We start from the raw sequence: 15625 nt of genomic DNA on the forward strand, positions 1-15625 counted from the left end.
TGCGTCCACTAAATTTAAAAAATTTCGTTATATAATATACGAAGGGTGGTTTTAAAAAGAAACAAAAGGGGATAGCATGGAAAAAGAATTTGAAATCGTTGCCACAGCAGCTCTCCTTCACGATATAGGCAAGTTTTATAGAAGAGCTGAAGGCAAAAGAGATTCTCATCAAGTTATGTCCGAGAAAGCAGTTTTAGAAAAACTTTCCGCTGGCCTGAAAAAATTCTTCAGGGATAATGAAATCAAGGAAATAGCCTTACTTGTGAGAAATCATCATTACGGAAGAGAAAAACTGGATAATGTTGAACTCACAAGCTCTCTTCAGGCTCTGATAGATGGTGATAGGCACAGCGCCGGACTTGATAGGCACAACATAGAAGAAAAATATGATGAGAAGCAAGTTACAGAAAGAACACCCCTTGTTTGTATATTTGAAGAGATTGCTTATAACAAAAAGCGAATAAATGATATCTCCGAGCTTCTTTCAAGTGATGTTTATGTTTACAAATTTAAAAAGCTTTCTCCGGAGAGTGCTTTTCCCGAAAAGAAAAGCAGATATTACGAGGACGCGAGAAACGCAGATTACCGGCAACTTTGGAAAAAATTTGTTGACGAGTTCAACTCAATAGAAAAAACTGCAAATTTCAACCTATTTTATGAAGCGATGAAATCCGCTATTATCAGATACACGTGGTGTATTCCTTCAAATACCTATGCACCGAGGGGATTCTCCATACCTGACGTTCCTTTATGCGATCATTTGACCTCTTCTGCCGCAATAGCTGTTGCTTCTTACCGCTGGCGCCAGAGTTATTCCGAAAAAAGGCCAAAATATATTCTACTCTCCGGTGATTTTTCAGGAATACAGAACTTCATATTTTCAAGGTACGGAGAATCAAAAAAGTATGCGGCAAAAATTTTAAGGGCCAAATCCCTGCTTGTCAGTTTTGCCCTTGAAACCATAATTACCCGGATAGCAGAAGAGTTTGAAGTAAACAGAGCTTCTCTTCTTTTAAATGCAGGTGGAAAATTTATGATGATTTTACCCGATATTGATGCAGAATCCAGAATTAGAAATATTAAACATCAGCTTGAAGAGGCACTTATAAAAAATCACTATGGACTTCTTTCAATTAATCTTGCCTATGTTAAATTAGAACCGGAAGATTTTGAAAAGGGAAAATTCCTTGAAAAATTAAAGGAATTACATATTGAAGAAGGAAAGCAGAAATTCAAATCCTTTTCCATCAAAAACACGGAACAGTTTGCCGTTAAAAATTACATTCAATCTCTCATGGGTAAGTCCCCATGTTCAATATGCGGAATCCGCCCTACCGGCAAAAATAAAGAAATATGCAGTTTATGTGATTATTTAAAGAACCTCGGAGAAAAGTTACCAAAAGCAAAAGCAATAAAAGTTACACCGAATCATGAACTCTTCCCCCTTCCAGACATAAAAGCTTACACGGATACAAATAATCTGATTTCTGAATATAGAAGTGCACCGGATGATACTCTCATTTTTTCCATAGGTGAGTCAGTACCGGGAATTCCAGCTAAAAATGTGAATGTCCATCTACCGGTCAATAAGCCCGGCGCAAATTTATCTGAAATAATAAAAGAAGAAATTATTAAAAGATGCGAGGAAAATCCAGATATACCGACAGTTAAAACTTTCTGCCAGTTGGGTATTGAATCCCTAATTTCAGATGAAAAAGGATTAAAAGGAAAACCCTTCATCGGTGTTCTTAAAGCAGATGTTGACAATTTAGGTTTTATTTTTATGAAAGGTTTTGTCGGAATAGAAGGTTCTGAAGATAAAAGCAGGGAAAGTTTATACTCCGTTTCCCGCGTTTTATATCTCAGCAGAATGATAGATTACTTTTTCTCTGTTGTTCTCACCAGCAAATTTGAATTGAAGGATAAAGGATTCCACAACATCTATACCGTATTTGCGGGCGGTGATGACCTGTTCCTGATAGGACCGTGGGAAACAATGTTTAAATTTTCTGAAGAGATGGAAAAAGAATTCAAACGGTATGTTGCCTACAACCCCGATATTACATTTTCTTCCGGTATTTTTGTTACAAAACCGGACGTTCCCGTATATTTCCTTGCTGAAGGAGCAGAAGGTGAGCTTGAAAAATCGAAAAAAAAGAAGAATCGCATCACTGCTTTCGGAAGGACGGTAACCTACGACGAATTTAAAGAGCTTCTCCGGATAGCTGGAGAACTTGAAAGAGAAATGGATGAGAACAACGTTTCAACCGCCCTTGCGTACAAACTTATAAAACTTTCCGACATGGCAAATTCCATACCCGAGGACGGAAAGAATGCTTTGTGGAAGGCGTATCTGAGTTACCTTATAAGCAGGAACTACGGAAAAGAAAATCATAAAAACGACGAAGAGCACATCACTTCGTTCCTGAGAAAGTGGATTAACTACATAGAAATTTACTCTGAAAACATCAGCAGAAAAGAAAAAGACAACAAACTTTATATAGCATTAGTTAAAGCCCTTTACAGGAGGAGAAGATATGGAAACTAAACACCATCCCGATCTGGAAATTATCACAAAAATGTTTAGAGAATACCTTTCCGCAGACCGGAAAAAGCAAGCAAAAGTGTTAAAAGATACAGCAGAAAAAGTGGCAAAATTGTTTGCAGAAGATAAAACGTCAAAACACCAAATTCGCAAGCACTACCATAGACTATTGGATATAAAAGAAAGAATAAAAACGAAAAATACGGATGACATTAAGGAATTCTATCCAGAAATAGCAATGACCGCAGCTTATGCAACATATGACAGAAGCAGAAATAATATTGGAAATGCCTTTGAAAGATTTTTAAAAGAACTAACTAATGAAGCAATCAACAGCAATAAAGATAACTTTCTCAAGCTCATGACTCTTTTTGAAGCAGTTGTAGGTTATGCAAATATGTATGTTAAGAAAAATTAAAACTGGAGGAGAAGATGGAAAGATTAAAAGAAATAGTCACGATTGAAGGAACTGTTAAACTTGTCACGGGTCTTCATATAGGAGCGGGAAATGATGAGATAAAAATAGGCGGAATAGACAATCCTGTAGTTAGGAATCCTATTACCAATGAACCTTATATTCCGGGTTCTTCCATAAAGGGAAAAATGAGATTTCTTCTTGAGTGGTACCTTGGAAAAGTAGATATGCAGGGAGGCAAGCCTTTTTCAAACTTTGATGGAAGTAAAGAAGCAGAAGTTATTTTGAAAATTTTTGGTGTTTCCGGTTCTGAAGAAAACAGGATAGGCCCTGCGAGAGCGTCTTTTTATGATTTGTTTTTAACAAAAGAAAGCAGGAAGCTTTTAGAAGAAAGAGTCGGTGCATTAATGACAGAAGATAAAGCTGAAGTGATGGTTAACAGAATAAAAGGAACCGGAGAAAATCCAAGGCATACGGAAAGGATTCCTGCAGGTGCAGAATTTAAATTTAAGCTTGTTTACAAAATTTTTGACGAAGAAGATGAAAAACTGTTTGAATATCTACTTAAAGGTTTGAAACTTCTTGAAATAGACGGAATCGGTGGAAGTGTATCAAGAGGTTACGGAAAGATTAAATTTGAGAAACTTAAAAAGAAAACCTTAATAGGCAAAGGAGAAGAAGATATAGACCTTGAGAAAGTGGAGCTTTAAAATGGAAGCAATAAAATTAGTTATAGAACCATTAACACCATTTTATACACCACTACAGAGCAATACACTCTTACAGAGCGATACACTTTTTGGAGAATTCTGCTGGCATTACAGATTTTTATATGGTAGAGAAAAGCTTGAGAACCTGATTAATAACTATGACACGGAACCTGTCATGGTTTTCTCCAACGGCTTTCCCGAAGGATATCTGCCGTTTCCTGTTATACCTTTCAGAAACCTGCCAGTAGCTGAGAAAAAAGACATTGGCATATACAAAATTCTCAAGAAGTTTAAAAAGCAACCCTTTATAGAGAAAAAGCTCTTGAGGGAACTGATAGAATCAGGAAAAGAAATAACCGCTGAAATTCTCTTTGAAAACTTTACCAGGAAATCAAATGAAAAAGAAGCTCTACCGTCTTACAGAAAAGCCAAACAGATGCACGTTACAATCGACCGTAGGTTCGGAAGTCACCTTGAAGGCCATCTGTTCGATAAGGAATACCTGTTTTTCAACAAAGGTTCGAAGATTGAAATCTACTGTAAGTTTAATTCAAAACGGATAACTCTGGAAGAAGTAGAACAAACATTTCATTTTATGGGTTTGAACGGATTTGGTGGAGAAAAAACAACCGGTAAAGGAAAATTTGAAATTGTGTCTATTGATGAATCTGACCTTCCGGAAACAGCAAATCCAAACGGATTTATCTCTCTTTCAACCGGAATGGTTAAGGAAGGCGAAATAGAAGACTACTATGCAAGATTTTTCACCAAGTTCCCCAAACATGGACCTGAAGTTTGCCCCGAGGGAATAAACATATTCAAGAACCCTGTAATTCTCACGAAAGAAGGGTCTGTATTTAAATGCAAAGAAAGAAAAGAGGTTTACGGTAGAATTTATAAGATTTCTCAGAATGATAGCTATATCCACTGTGCAAAAATACTTCCACTGTTTGTGAGGTTGCAATGAAAAGCTATAAGTTAAAATTAACTGTTGAAACACCAACTCATATAGGAACTGGAAATACGTATTACGATCTTGAATACACGGTAAAAAACAAAAAATTTTATGTAATTAATAAGGCTAAATTTTTTAAACGCCTTGAAAAACTCGGGAAAATTGACTTATTTACAAAAATAGCAGCAAAGGGAGATGAATCGTCTATAATTGAAATAAGAAAACTTGTCCATAACAATTTCAATCCGGAAGACAGTTTGGCTAATTTTGAAATTGATAAAGATGCCCTATCAGATCTTGAAAAAAAATTATTCAGATTTGCAAACATAGAAAGGCATAGAAGCGGCAAAATAATGGGGATTTTAAACCGGATGAAAATAAGAAAAACTTACAAGAATCCCTTATCTTTTAAACCTATGATTCCGGGAAGCAGTATAAAAGGTGCAATAAGGACAGCACTTATTAGCTATTTAATATCTAAAGATGAGATACTATTAAAAAAGCTAAGCACTATTTGGGCAAAATACAGCAGAAATCCCAAGAAAGCCATTAACAACATGAATAATGAATTAATATCTCTGGCACTGCGCAATTTTGAAAGAAAAATTAAACCTGACACCACCAAGGACATTTTACGGTTCATAAAAGTTTCAGATTTTATGCTTGTTGATGGAGGAATAAAGATAGGTAAAGCTGAAATGGTGCACAGAAAAAAGAAAAAAACAGGTCTTCCTGTGTATCTTGAATACATAACGGAAAAAAGCGTTTTTGAAGGAACAATAACAATAGACAAAAAAGCAGCCGAAGAGATATTCGGAAATGAGAAAAATTTCAGAGAAGAAAATTTCAGCATAGAAAACATAATGAAATACCTAAGAATACACTATGGGAAGAATACATATTACAACGGCGAAAGAGAATACTTTAAAGACTTTATCAACTGGAAATTAAGACAGTACAAGCATAAAAAAGAAGCACCTATCAAGGTCGGTTTTCATTCCGGCTCCCTTGCCGTAACAACCGGCATTAAGGAAATTACGAAGATATACGACAAGGAAAAGAAACAGTATAAAGCACTGCCGCCGCTTACCCTCTGGACAATAAATAAAAAGCCTATGGGCTGGTGCTATTTAGAGGTGATTGAATAATGCCGGGAAAGATCAGGATTATATTTGAAGCCGATAATCCAGTTCCTGTATCGGAGCTTTCTCCCGACAGGATTCACGGATTGTTTTTCTCAATACTTGACAGTGAAACAGCCGGAAAACTTCACAGTATAAACGGGCTGAAACCATTTACCCTATGCTGTCCCGTATTTTTTAGAAGTAAAAAGGAAACGGTGAAAAGATTTTTTGTAGAGATAACATTCCTTGAGGATTGGTTATTATCAAAAACAACAACAGCTGTTATCTTAAATTCAAGAAACAGAAATTATTACTTAAACAGTTATAAAATAAAACTTTTCAGAACATTCAAAATAGATTCGGATGACATAATAAGCTATGAAAACATAAAAGAGAAAGCAAACACCCGCACAAGAGATATTATACTGGACTTCATAACGCCAACGACATTTAAAAGAGGTAAATATGATTATCCGCTTCCGGAACCTTCTCTCATATACAAAAGCATCCTTAAAAAATGGAATCGATTTTCAGGGGAAAGACTGCCGTCAAAGGAAATCCTTGAAAAAATCGGGAGAGATATACAGGTTGCCGGATGCTGGATAAAAACGACAAAGCTTGAAATGGCATCGCTCAAGAAAATAACCGGATTCAGGGGACGAATAGTCTTTTACAACGCATCTAAAGATGCTGAATTCAACAGGATAATTACTCAGTTAACCCTGTTTGCTCCCTTCTGCGGTATAGGAAGAAAAACAACCATGGGATTCGGAAAAGTTAGAACATTCTTTAATCTTCAGGGAGGCTAACATGGCTGAAGTTTTTGCAAGTTTTCTGGGCACAAGCAATTATAAGGAAACAACCTATTTTCTTTACGGTGAAAAGGTGAGAACAAAGTATATTCAGTCGGCTCTGCTTCAAATTCTCAACAGTAAAGAAGGGAAAGAGAGAGAAAGTGAAAAAATTTTCAGAATTTTCCTGACACCTACGGCAAAGGAAAAGAATTGGCCGTCTCTTAAATCCGAAATTGAGAAACTATCCATTGATATAAAATTGGAGCCGGTTTTTATAGATAAAGATATAATCAGTTCCGAGACGCAAATGTGGCAATTATTTGAAAAATTAGCCTCATCTTTCAATGAGAATGAATCGGTAACTTTTGATATTACCCACGGTTTTAGATTTTATCCTATGATGTTGATGGTTATGCTGAGCTATTTAAAGCTGACGAAGAATATAAAAGTAGCCGGAATATTTTACGGTGCCTGGGAAGCAAGAAATAAGATAGATGGCACGGAAGTAACGCCAATACTTGAATTAACGGATCTCGATAAACTTTTTGACTGGATAGTCGGAACCCAAAATTTCATCAAGTATGGTATTTCCGAAACTCTCACGGAACTGTTAGAAAATGAAAGCAAAAACATCCTTAAAAAGACAAGGGGAAAAGATGAAAACGCTCAAAAGTTAAGAGATTTCTCCATACATTTAAAGAGATTTACCGAGTCAATTAGAACCTGCAGAGGGAAAGAGATAATTTCGGGATTTTCAAAAGAAAAATTTTCATGCAAAAATGAAAACGGAAAAGAGATTGAAATAACAGAGCCGGAATCTCTTGATTACGAAATACTGAAAAATTTTTCCAGAGAAATCGAGATAGAAAACGGAAAATTTTCAAAACTATTAAAAAATCTCTTAAAAAAAATTCAATTTTCTTTAAAGGAATTTTCGACCGGAAGAATAGAAAATCTCCTGAGCGCAGCAAAGTGGTGTTCTTCTCATAATTTAATCCAGCAAGGATATACATTTTTAAGAGAATATATATCAACCCTTCTTGTGAAAGAGAATTACGGAACAGAAAAGATATTTTGTCGTAATACAAGAAAAGAAGCTGAAGAGAAAAGCATGTCATCATCTAAATGGAAGAATTTGCTGAAAACAATGGCCGATTTTCGCAATGATATTAACCATTGTGGAATGAGAGAAAAAAGCTTAAAAACGAAAGCACTCAAAGAACAACTTGAAAAATTAATCGTAGAAACTGAAAAGATTTTAAAAAACAATGACAATCATTAAAATTGATAAGAAGTTCACAATCAAAATCACTGATTTTCCAATCTATTAAAGCAAAGTTTTTACTCTTTTTAAAGTTCGGGATGTTGATTTTCATGAAATTCTTTTTGTCACTCTGAGGCGCTTTGCACTGAAGAGCCTTAGATCCTTCGCTTCGCTCAGGATGACGTCCCATCTTTTTTAGACATTTCAATCCCTCTCATTTATCAGGGCATTTCAATAAAAATAAAAAAATTAATAATAAATTAAAATATAAAATGTCGCAATCCCTCTCATTTATCAGGGCATTTCAATTGAAAATCACGAAAGTAGCAGAAAGAGCATTTGATTATCCACGTCGCAATCCCTCTCATTTATCAGGGCATTTCAATAAAGTTAAAGTTTATTTAGGATAGGGTGGCGTTATGTCAAGAAAGTCGCAATCCCTCTCATTTATCAGGGCATTTCAATAAACAAACCCTTGTTAAACTGAAAGGGGATTAAGAAAATGTCGCAATCCCTCTCATTTATCAGGGCATTTCAATCTAAAGAAGGACGGAAGAGAATTTTAGGAGATATAAAGAGTCGCAATCCCTCTCATTTATCAGGGCATTTCAATAAACAAACCCTTGTTAAACTGAAAGGGGATTAAGAAAATGTCGCAATCCCTCTCATTTATCAGGGCATTTCAATAAGTAGCAGCCTGGGAAACGCCAGAAAATATTTACACAAGAGAGTCGCAATCCCTCTCATTTATCAGGGCATTTCAATGATTCCTTTTGTAAATGAACATATTCCAATTCTGCCTGTCGCAATCCCTCTCATTTATCAGGGCATTTCAATATAAGGGATTCATTGAAGAGATAAAGGAAGTTGCACAAGTCGCAATCCCTCTCATTTATCAGGGCATTTCAATATTTCTTCAAGGACGACCCTAAAACTGTAGCCCAGACAATAATTGTCGCAATCCCTCTCATTTATCAGGGCATTTCAATAGCGGCAAATTTAACCGCCTATCTTCCAAGGCTTCCAAAACTTGAAGTTTTTATAAAAAGCTAATATCCCTTGTATCTCAAGCTTTCCGAACATACAACTTTTTCCATATTCTGCTTGCAAAGACCGCTAAAAGAAATAGTCTCTTAACAGCGTATTGTCATAGTTACCTATTCTAATTATACTCTCAATACTTTTTGCGTCAATCGGATACAGGTAAAATTTATCCGTGTTTTGCCTTAAATATTTTTTGATTCTGCTTATCATCTCTCTTTTTTCTGAAGGGGAAAGTTCAAGCTCAAACACACTTAACTGCGTTCTTACTCCGTAAGAGTATAAGATTCTCATTATCTTCATCCGTCTTATAGCGGAGAGTCTTGCCTCTTTGGGTGTGTTGTCCTTTATGCATATATCGTAAACTGCCAGGTATTTGATTATCCTTGTTTTTCCCATCACAGCACTGTGCTCTCGTTGAGTTCTTTAACAACACCAAATTTTTGAACCATATCAATTACGTAACGAGAAATCGGAAATATAAAAACCCTATCTGTATCATGATCAATAATCTCAGAAATTTCTTTTTCTATTCTTTTTACATTAGACAGCGAAGTTTCTATCTCAAAACAGCTGAATTGAACTCTCATTCCGTAAGAAGAAAGCAGTTTAGAAACTTTATTCCTTATTTTGGTATCTGATATATCATAAACAACAACATACTTCATTTTTTAAGCTCCTCTTTAAGGTATTTAAGAAAGTTATTAACCTGGGAGAAATACGAATCATCTCTGTTGTGAATGACCACATCGGTATAATACTTTAAAAAGACTTTCAAAGGCTCATTTTTCAGATAGACACCTCTTTTCTCTTTTATAAAGTCGTCCTTTTCAAAAAATCCGTCGTTCAAACACCTGAAAACAAGAGCCGTCAAAAAGGGCCTGACAATCTCAAGAAGGTCAGAACAAAGGGCTGCATGTCTTCCTCTTTTAATATGGAAAAATCCAAAATACGGATCTAATCCGGCCGAAATCACAACAGAATGTAAAACGGAATAGAAAACAGTGTATGAAAGGCTTAAAAGCGCATTAACAGGATCTTCAGGAGGATAATAAATTCTTCTCTCAAAGTAAAAAGGACTTTCATTGAAGGAAGCGAGTTTTGAAAAGAGAAATCTGCTCATGTTTCCGTCAATACCCAACATTGATTGATTATCAGAAGCCGACAAGATAGATGCTTCTACGCTTTCTTTCCATTCCATTACCGGTGCCATGCTCATTTTTGACGGAACGTAAAGTCCCGAAAGCACATTCACTATGTTGTTTAATTTTTGTAGCAGTAAGTTTTTAGTTAATTGAACCTTAAATTCCTCGTTACTGAATTTGGCATACTGAAGAAGTCGAAACTTATTGTCACTTCCTAAAAATTCCGGATATACTACACTTATTAACTTTCCAAACTTGTTCATAATGAACAGGAACTTACCTTTTGTTGAAAGAAGCCGAATAACGGGAACAGTAACATTGACATAACCCATGATAAAAACATGACTTACAGCTCCAAGGGGAACCCTTGATCTCTTTTCACCGATGTCAATCACAAGCTGGCTGCCGTCTTTAGAAACCTTTGCACCTTTGGAAGTTACAAAGAGAAATCCTTTCATCAGTGCCAGTCCCCCGATATTAAATCCTCTACTGTTAAAATCTGCAAATCCATAAGGTTTGCCCTTTTGGTTAAAAACTTTAAAGAAGTGTATGCAGACCAAGCTTCTTTATACTTTTTCCCTTCCTCAGAGTTTAAAAACTTTTGCCAATCTGAATCTCTGCGATCAAACGGCTTTTTAGGCATGGAAGGAAAAGCTTTTACAGAAGGTCTCTTTGTATTTAAAACTGCAGGCGCTATGCACAGATAGCCTTTTCCGAAATCTCCACCTATCCTTTTGGTAAGTTCATGAAGTTCATAAAGATGTTTAGAGAAAACATTGATGTTTTTCCCTGTCTTGCAAGAAAACAGATGAAGTCTGTTATTTTTTACAGCGATAACATCAATTTCATTTACCACGTCAGAATCGTACCAGTTTATTACAACACCGATGTGAACGTCATAAAAACCTCTCTCTATAAGTTTGAGAAAAACAAATTCTTCAAACCATTTACCTCTTAAATAGCCTTCGTCAAAAACAAGGTATTTACCGCCGTGAGGTTTAATAACTTGATATTTAACGGCAAGAGAGTAAAAATCCGGCGGAAAAAGACCTTTTGGTAAGAATTGGCCCTGAATTTTGTTAAGAATCAAAGTAAATTTTTTATAGTTAAAAGCTACGTAATAAGTCAATGCCTTCCTTTCAACAATTTTACCTATTTCCTGAACTTCCGACTTTATCTTAAACCCGTACATTGCGGAATGAATCTCAACATCAAGCAAGTCATTTTTTATCTCTGCAACGATTTCACCGTCTAAAGAGAGGAGTTTTCCATCGGGCGTGTAATAAATAACTTTATCCTTCCCGGCAATATCAAACAGCACCATAGCGGTGTATTTCGTTCCGCAGTTGAGAAGGTAAAGGACATCACCGGAAATGTCAGAAACCGAAGAAACAATGGATTTCCTGTTGTAAGGTTCTATGGTCTTAATCTCAACTTCTATTCCGGAGTAGGTTAAAACATTTTTTAAAAATTTTTCAAACTTCCTGACTTTTGGTGTTGAAAGGAGAAGAATCTTCTCCGGCTTCAAAGTTAAAGCCGTTACAACTACAGGAAATGTTTGGGTTGAAACAGGCGAAACTAAAATCAATCGTCCCTCACAAATCTATTAAGCACATTTTTTATTTTACCAAAACAACATTTGTTGCTTGCATTTAGCTAAAGGAATAATTTAAGTTAACTTAAACATCGGAGAACAGAATGAATTTTGATTTTAAAGAAACGCTTAAAGTTGCTGTCAGAAGCAGTCTTTTTATTGTTAAGTTAATAGTGCCTCTTTACATTGTTGCCGATACGTTGCTCTATTTCGGAATACTTAACCACGTTGCTTTTGTCTTCAAACCTTTAACGGAACTTATACATTTACCGGTAGAAAGTGCCATTGGAATAGCGGCAGGAATGATTTTTAATCTTTACGCTGCTATAGCTTTTCTGGCACCTTTAAGCCTTACACCTTTTCAGTGGACGGTTATAGGACTTTTTCTGGGCATCGCTCACTCTTTTTTGGTTGAATCGGCAATAATGAAGAAACTGGGTATTCCTGTTATCTATTCTATTATTTTAAGAACGTTAACAGCTATAGTTGCGGTAAAACTTTTAATGTTACTCCCCTTTAATCTGTCTTCCCGAATTAGCAGTAAGAAAGAGGTTTCCGTAAAAGTTTACAAAAATATTTTTGACATGCTCGGTCATTCTGTTCAGCATGCAGTTATACTATCAGGGAAAATCGTTCTTCTAATTGTTGTGATAATCTTTGTACTGAACTTTATAAAGAACCTGCCTCCTGTAAAAAGGTACAGTGAAAAAGTCAACACGATGTTCTCCATACTGACAGGTCTATTTTTAGGCATTACGTACGGCGCCGGTGTGCTTATAAATGAAGCAGAATCGGGCAGTTTAACGAAGAGAGATATTCTGTTTATCGGAACATTTCTTATGATTTGTCATTCTGTCATAGAGGACAGCTTTTTGTTCGTAATCTTCGGTGCCAGCTGGATTCCGATGGTGGCAATAAGGGTACTGTTAGCAGTCGCAATTTCTCCGGCTGTGGCAAAGGTCGGAAGCAAAATTTTAACTTAAACCTTACGTGCAAAGATGAGAAAAGCTGTATGGGCAGGCATTCTGTCTTCCGGCCTCAGCCTTTCCGGAACTGTTTTGTAATGCCTTAAAAGGATTTCAAGAACTTCAACATCTATGAAAGGCATGTTTTCTAACGTTTCAAGTGTTTTTATTATCTGGTTCACGGTTGGAACCAAAATGCCGAGCATTCGTCCTTTTTTCAGCGCCCCGTAGGCATGGTCAAGGTAAAGCCACGGTTCCCTGACATCAAGGAAAACGGCATCTGCGTCCGTTTCGTCGAACCCTTCTGATATGTCTCTATGTTTTGCAGTTACTCTGTGGTCAAGTCCAAGCTTTCTCAAGTTTGAAACGGCGTTTTTTATGAACTCTTCTCTTCTCTCGTAGCTTATCACCTGCCCGTTTTCACCTACTATATGGGCAAAAACGGCAGTCATGGCACCGCTTCCGATACCGCTTTCAACAACCTTATCTCCCGGCTTTACATCAAGGCGCAGCGCTATGTAGGCTGCATCTTTCGGATAAACTATCTGCGTAAGTCTGTTAAGCTTGTACATAATAAAATCGTGAAGGGTTGCCGGAAGAACAAGGAAAGAATAGCCTTTATGCGTTTTTACTTCACTTCCGTACTCAAGCCCTACAACATCATCAGCTTCAATTATCCCGTATTCTGTGCCGAATTTCGGCGTAAGGGCAAGATTAATAAAGTATTTTTTATTTTTTTCTCTATCGTAGAAAATAACCGTATCTTCTCTTTTTATCTTATTCATCTCATTACCACACTTTCACCTTCGTTGTTGTATGCAACTATGATAAGAACCTGTCCTCTATAGACGTATTTTCCTCTTATGCGGTTAAGCTTTTTCACGGTGTGAACGTCCGTGCCAAACTTTCTGGCAATTCTGGTAACCTTTTCGGTTCTATACGGACGGTAGATGTAAATTCTTGCATCTTTTGCTTTTGCAAGGAAGGTTCTGTTCCCTATAGAAAAAGCGGGTACATAGACATACCTGTAAGCGGGAACAACTCCTTTTCTATACTGCCTGTTGAAATTTTTGATTATTGCATACTTAACTCTCAACTTCCTCGCTATGGCATACAAACTGGTTTTTGAAACAATCTTTATTTTTAAAAGCTTGTGTTCCGAAGTAGCAACCTTTATCTGTCCTGAATTGATGAGAGAAGCTACCGCGTAGAATTTTGGAACGTAGTTAAGTGTTTCATCGGGAAGCTTTGCTAAATCCCAGAAAGAGTCGGTGTGATAACGCCTCATAAGAGAAAGTATTTTTCCTGGACCGGCGTTGTAAGCAGCAATGGCCAGATCCCATTTTCCAAAAATTTTATAAAGCTTTTTGAGATACCGCGCTGCTGCTCTTGTTGATTTTTCTATGTCAAAACGTTCATCTATGTAGTAGTTCACTCTTAATCCGTAAAGTCTTGCCGTCCTCGGCATTAACTGCCACAGACCCGCCGCACCGGCACGGGAAACGGCAGCCGGATTACCTTCACTTTCTATTATCGGAAGGTATGCAAGAACTTCGGGAACACCTTCTTCTTTAAGGATGGGCTTAACGTAAGGCAGGAAAATAGAGTATCTTGCCGCCTGTTGAACAAGCTTAAGCCTGTTCATGCGGTTTTTATAGTACTGAAGCCAGAACTGAACACCCGGCTGATTCCAGGGAATGTCAAGTGTCTGGATGGTATCTTTTGTAGTTGAAACAGAAGCACCAAACTGGTCTATAAGAAGAGCTTTAGATTCCTGTTCTACAACTGTCTTAAGGTCAGCCGCCGAAGCTGACGCGAAAAGTAAAAACGGCAGGAGAAGCCCGAAAATGAGCTTACGCATTATTCATAACCTCATCGGGCATATCAAAGTTGGAATAAACTTCCTGAACATCGTCAAGGTCTTCAAGCACTTCAAGAAGTTTAAGAACCTTCCGGGCAGTTTCACCCTCTACCCTCGTTGTGTTTTGAGGAACAAGGTCAACCTTAGCCTCTTCTATCTCTATTCCTGCTTCTTCAAGTGCGTTTTTCACAGTCTCAAGATCCTGAGGTTGCGTATAGATAACAAACTGTCCATCTTCATTTACAAAATCTTCAGCACCGGCATCTATGGCAACCATCATTACCTCTTCTTCATCTTTACCTTCAGCATTTATAGTTACAATGCCTTTCCTTTCAAACATCCAGGAAACACAACCTGATGTTCCCAGGTTTCCACCGTGTTTTGAAAAGGCGTGCCTTACTTCAGATGCTGTCCTGTTTCTGTTGTCTGTGAGGCACTTAACGATAATTGCCACACCTCCAGGACCATAACCTTCATAAGTTACCTCTTCGTAGGTCTCACCGGCTATCTCACCGGTTCCTCTCTTGATTGCCCTTTCTATGTTTTCTTTAGGCATGTTAAACTTTTTAGCTTTTTCAATAGCAGCACGGAGACGCGGATTAAACTCGGGGTCTCCGCCGCCTTCTCTTGCAGCAACCGTTATTTCCCTTGCAAGCTTCGTGTATATCTTTCCTCTTTTTGCATCCTGAGCCGCTTTTTTATGCTTAATGTTTGCCCATTTTGAATGTCCAGCCATGACTTTACCTCCGGAGAGTATGCAGTGGTAAATATGTGGGGAAAAAGAGGAAAAATCAAGGCTCTATGCCCGTTACAACCAGCTTACCATGTTTAACGCCCTTTTGACTGATAATTCTATCTGCAAGCTCCCTTATCTCGCTTGCTTTACCCTTTACAACTATCGTCTCCATGCAGTGGTGATGGTCAATGTGAACATGGAGGGACGAAATAATATTTCCAAGATGTTGATGTTCTATCTCTGTTAATTTGTCTTCAAGTTCTTTCTGATGATGGTCAAACACTATGGTAATTGTGCCGAAAACTTCCCTATCCTCTCCAACGGATTCCTCGATAAGAGCGTTTCTAATAAGGTCTCTAACTGCTTCTGAGCGGCTGACATAACCTTTTTTTTCTATGTATTCGTCAAACCTCTCAAGCAGTTTCCCGTCAATTGAAATACCAAACCTAACGATTCCTGCCATTTTCTTCCCTCCT

Annotated in this window: 16 protein-coding genes and 1 CRISPR repeat array; of the genes, 8 read left to right on the plus strand and 8 right to left on the minus strand. The window is 37.2% G+C overall.

Going from position 1 to position 15625, the window contains the following annotated elements; translation table 11 throughout:
• The first annotated feature begins 76 nt into the window (after positions 1-76).
• From cas10 to csx2, 7 genes are read left to right on the plus strand one after another with little or no spacing between them, the layout of a single operon-like run.
• Positions 77-2548: a type III-A CRISPR-associated protein Cas10/Csm1 gene (gene cas10 / locus H153_RS0102895; RefSeq protein ID WP_022846642.1), complete on the plus strand. Its 2472-nt coding sequence runs from the start codon at positions 77-79 to the stop codon at positions 2546-2548.
• Positions 2538-2963, plus strand: a complete 426-nt coding sequence (gene csm2, locus H153_RS0102900) for a type III-A CRISPR-associated protein Csm2 (protein WP_022846643.1) — start codon at positions 2538-2540, stop codon at positions 2961-2963. The genes cas10 and csm2 overlap by 11 nt, the downstream gene beginning before the upstream one ends.
• Before the next feature lie 14 nt (positions 2964-2977).
• Positions 2978-3670, plus strand: coding sequence for a type III-A CRISPR-associated RAMP protein Csm3 (gene csm3 / locus H153_RS0102905; protein WP_022846644.1), 693 nt, complete (start codon positions 2978-2980; stop codon positions 3668-3670).
• Between the two features lies 1 nt (position 3671).
• Positions 3672-4637: a type III-A CRISPR-associated RAMP protein Csm4 gene (gene csm4 / locus H153_RS0102910; RefSeq protein WP_022846645.1), complete on the plus strand. Its 966-nt coding sequence runs from the start codon at positions 3672-3674 to the stop codon at positions 4635-4637.
• Positions 4634-5773, plus strand: a complete 1140-nt coding sequence (csm5, locus tag H153_RS0102915; RefSeq protein WP_022846646.1) for a type III-A CRISPR-associated RAMP protein Csm5 — start codon at positions 4634-4636, stop codon at positions 5771-5773. The genes csm4 and csm5 overlap by 4 nt, the downstream gene beginning before the upstream one ends.
• Positions 5773-6558: a CRISPR-associated endoribonuclease Cas6 gene (cas6, locus tag H153_RS0102920; protein ID WP_022846647.1), complete on the plus strand. Its 786-nt coding sequence runs from the start codon at positions 5773-5775 to the stop codon at positions 6556-6558. The genes csm5 and cas6 overlap by 1 nt, the downstream gene beginning before the upstream one ends.
• Before the next feature lies 1 nt (position 6559).
• A complete protein-coding gene (gene csx2 / locus H153_RS0102925) occupies positions 6560-7825 on the plus strand; it encodes a TIGR02221 family CRISPR-associated protein (protein WP_022846648.1) in 1266 nt (421 codons plus the stop codon).
• A gap of 183 nt (positions 7826-8008) precedes the next feature.
• Positions 8009-8796: direct repeats of the CRISPR family, unit length 35 nt; unit sequence GTCGCAATCCCTCTCATTTATCAGGGCATTTCAAT.
• Positions 8797-8923: 127 nt separating this feature from the next.
• Here the strand turns inward: csx2 and cas2 (H153_RS0102930) are convergent.
• Genes cas2 (H153_RS0102930) through H153_RS0102945 form a run of 4 tightly spaced genes read right to left on the minus strand, consistent with a single transcriptional unit; the run spans position 8924 to position 11581 of the window.
• Complete coding sequence (cas2, locus tag H153_RS0102930; RefSeq protein ID WP_022846649.1) at positions 8924-9247, minus strand: CRISPR-associated endonuclease Cas2; 324 nt, start codon at positions 9245-9247, stop codon at positions 8924-8926.
• On the minus strand, positions 9247-9516 hold the full coding sequence (gene cas2 / locus H153_RS09100) for a CRISPR-associated endonuclease Cas2 (RefSeq protein WP_022846650.1): 270 nt from the start codon (positions 9514-9516) through the stop codon (positions 9247-9249). The genes cas2 (H153_RS0102930) and cas2 (H153_RS09100) overlap by 1 nt, the downstream gene beginning before the upstream one ends.
• Complete coding sequence (gene cas1, locus H153_RS0102940; RefSeq protein ID WP_022846651.1) at positions 9513-10451, minus strand: CRISPR-associated endonuclease Cas1; 939 nt, start codon at positions 10449-10451, stop codon at positions 9513-9515. Before cas1 ends, cas2 (H153_RS09100) begins: the two co-directional genes overlap by 4 nt.
• Entirely contained in the window at positions 10451-11581 is a 1131-nt protein-coding gene (locus H153_RS0102945; protein ID WP_022846652.1) for a DUF1887 family CARF protein, read from the minus strand. The genes cas1 and H153_RS0102945 overlap by 1 nt, the downstream gene beginning before the upstream one ends.
• A gap of 110 nt (positions 11582-11691) precedes the next feature.
• On the opposite strand from H153_RS0102945, the gene H153_RS0102950 reads away from it, so the two are divergent.
• Positions 11692-12570 carry a hypothetical protein gene (locus tag H153_RS0102950; RefSeq protein ID WP_022846653.1) on the plus strand — a complete coding sequence of 293 codons (879 nt, stop codon included), beginning with the start codon at positions 11692-11694 and terminating at the stop codon, positions 12568-12570.
• On the opposite strand, the gene H153_RS0102955 is transcribed toward H153_RS0102950, so the two are convergent.
• From H153_RS0102955 to nikR, 4 genes are read right to left on the minus strand one after another with little or no spacing between them, the layout of a single operon-like run.
• Positions 12567-13337 carry a tRNA (adenine-N1)-methyltransferase gene (locus tag H153_RS0102955; protein WP_022846654.1) on the minus strand — a complete coding sequence of 257 codons (771 nt, stop codon included), beginning with the start codon at positions 13335-13337 and terminating at the stop codon, positions 12567-12569. The genes H153_RS0102950 and H153_RS0102955 overlap by 4 nt on opposite strands.
• A complete protein-coding gene (locus H153_RS09105; protein ID WP_022846655.1) occupies positions 13334-14413 on the minus strand; it encodes a lytic transglycosylase domain-containing protein in 1080 nt (359 codons plus the stop codon). The genes H153_RS0102955 and H153_RS09105 overlap by 4 nt, the downstream gene beginning before the upstream one ends.
• Complete coding sequence (locus H153_RS0102965; protein WP_022846656.1) at positions 14406-15149, minus strand: YebC/PmpR family DNA-binding transcriptional regulator; 744 nt, start codon at positions 15147-15149, stop codon at positions 14406-14408. Before H153_RS0102965 ends, H153_RS09105 begins: the two co-directional genes overlap by 8 nt.
• 55 nt (positions 15150-15204) lie before the next feature.
• Positions 15205-15612: a nickel-responsive transcriptional regulator NikR gene (nikR, locus tag H153_RS0102970; protein WP_022846657.1), complete on the minus strand. Its 408-nt coding sequence runs from the start codon at positions 15610-15612 to the stop codon at positions 15205-15207.
• Positions 15613-15625 lie beyond the last annotated feature (13 nt).

Origin of the sequence: Desulfurobacterium sp. TC5-1 (assembly GCF_000421485.1) — a bacterium.
GTDB lineage: Bacteria > Aquificota > Aquificia > Desulfurobacteriales > Desulfurobacteriaceae > Desulfurobacterium_A.

Excerpts from the sequence above, each read along its gene's own strand:
- cas10 (WP_022846642.1), top strand. The coding sequence starts at position 77 with ATGGAAAAAGAATTTGAAATCGTTGCCACAGCAGCTCTCCTTCACGAT.
- csm2 (WP_022846643.1), top strand. The coding sequence starts at position 2,538 with ATGGAAACTAAACACCATCCCGATCTGGAAATTATCACAAAAATGTTT.
- csm3 (WP_022846644.1), top strand. The coding sequence starts at position 2,978 with ATGGAAAGATTAAAAGAAATAGTCACGATTGAAGGAACTGTTAAACTT.
- csm4 (WP_022846645.1), top strand. The coding sequence starts at position 3,672 with ATGGAAGCAATAAAATTAGTTATAGAACCATTAACACCATTTTATACA.
- csm5 (WP_022846646.1), top strand. The coding sequence starts at position 4,634 with ATGAAAAGCTATAAGTTAAAATTAACTGTTGAAACACCAACTCATATA.
- cas6 (WP_022846647.1), top strand. The coding sequence starts at position 5,773 with ATGCCGGGAAAGATCAGGATTATATTTGAAGCCGATAATCCAGTTCCT.
- csx2 (WP_022846648.1), top strand. The coding sequence starts at position 6,560 with ATGGCTGAAGTTTTTGCAAGTTTTCTGGGCACAAGCAATTATAAGGAA.
- cas2 (WP_022846649.1), bottom strand. The coding sequence starts at position 9,247 with ATGGGAAAAACAAGGATAATCAAATACCTGGCAGTTTACGATATATGC.
- cas2 (WP_022846650.1), bottom strand. The coding sequence starts at position 9,516 with ATGAAGTATGTTGTTGTTTATGATATATCAGATACCAAAATAAGGAAT.
- cas1 (WP_022846651.1), bottom strand. The coding sequence starts at position 10,451 with ATGAAAGGATTTCTCTTTGTAACTTCCAAAGGTGCAAAGGTTTCTAAA.
- H153_RS0102950 (WP_022846653.1), top strand. The coding sequence starts at position 11,692 with ATGAATTTTGATTTTAAAGAAACGCTTAAAGTTGCTGTCAGAAGCAGT.
- H153_RS0102955 (WP_022846654.1), bottom strand. The coding sequence starts at position 13,337 with ATGAATAAGATAAAAAGAGAAGATACGGTTATTTTCTACGATAGAGAA.
- H153_RS09105 (WP_022846655.1), bottom strand. The coding sequence starts at position 14,413 with ATGCGTAAGCTCATTTTCGGGCTTCTCCTGCCGTTTTTACTTTTCGCG.
- H153_RS0102965 (WP_022846656.1), bottom strand. The coding sequence starts at position 15,149 with ATGGCTGGACATTCAAAATGGGCAAACATTAAGCATAAAAAAGCGGCT.
- nikR (WP_022846657.1), bottom strand. The coding sequence starts at position 15,612 with ATGGCAGGAATCGTTAGGTTTGGTATTTCAATTGACGGGAAACTGCTT.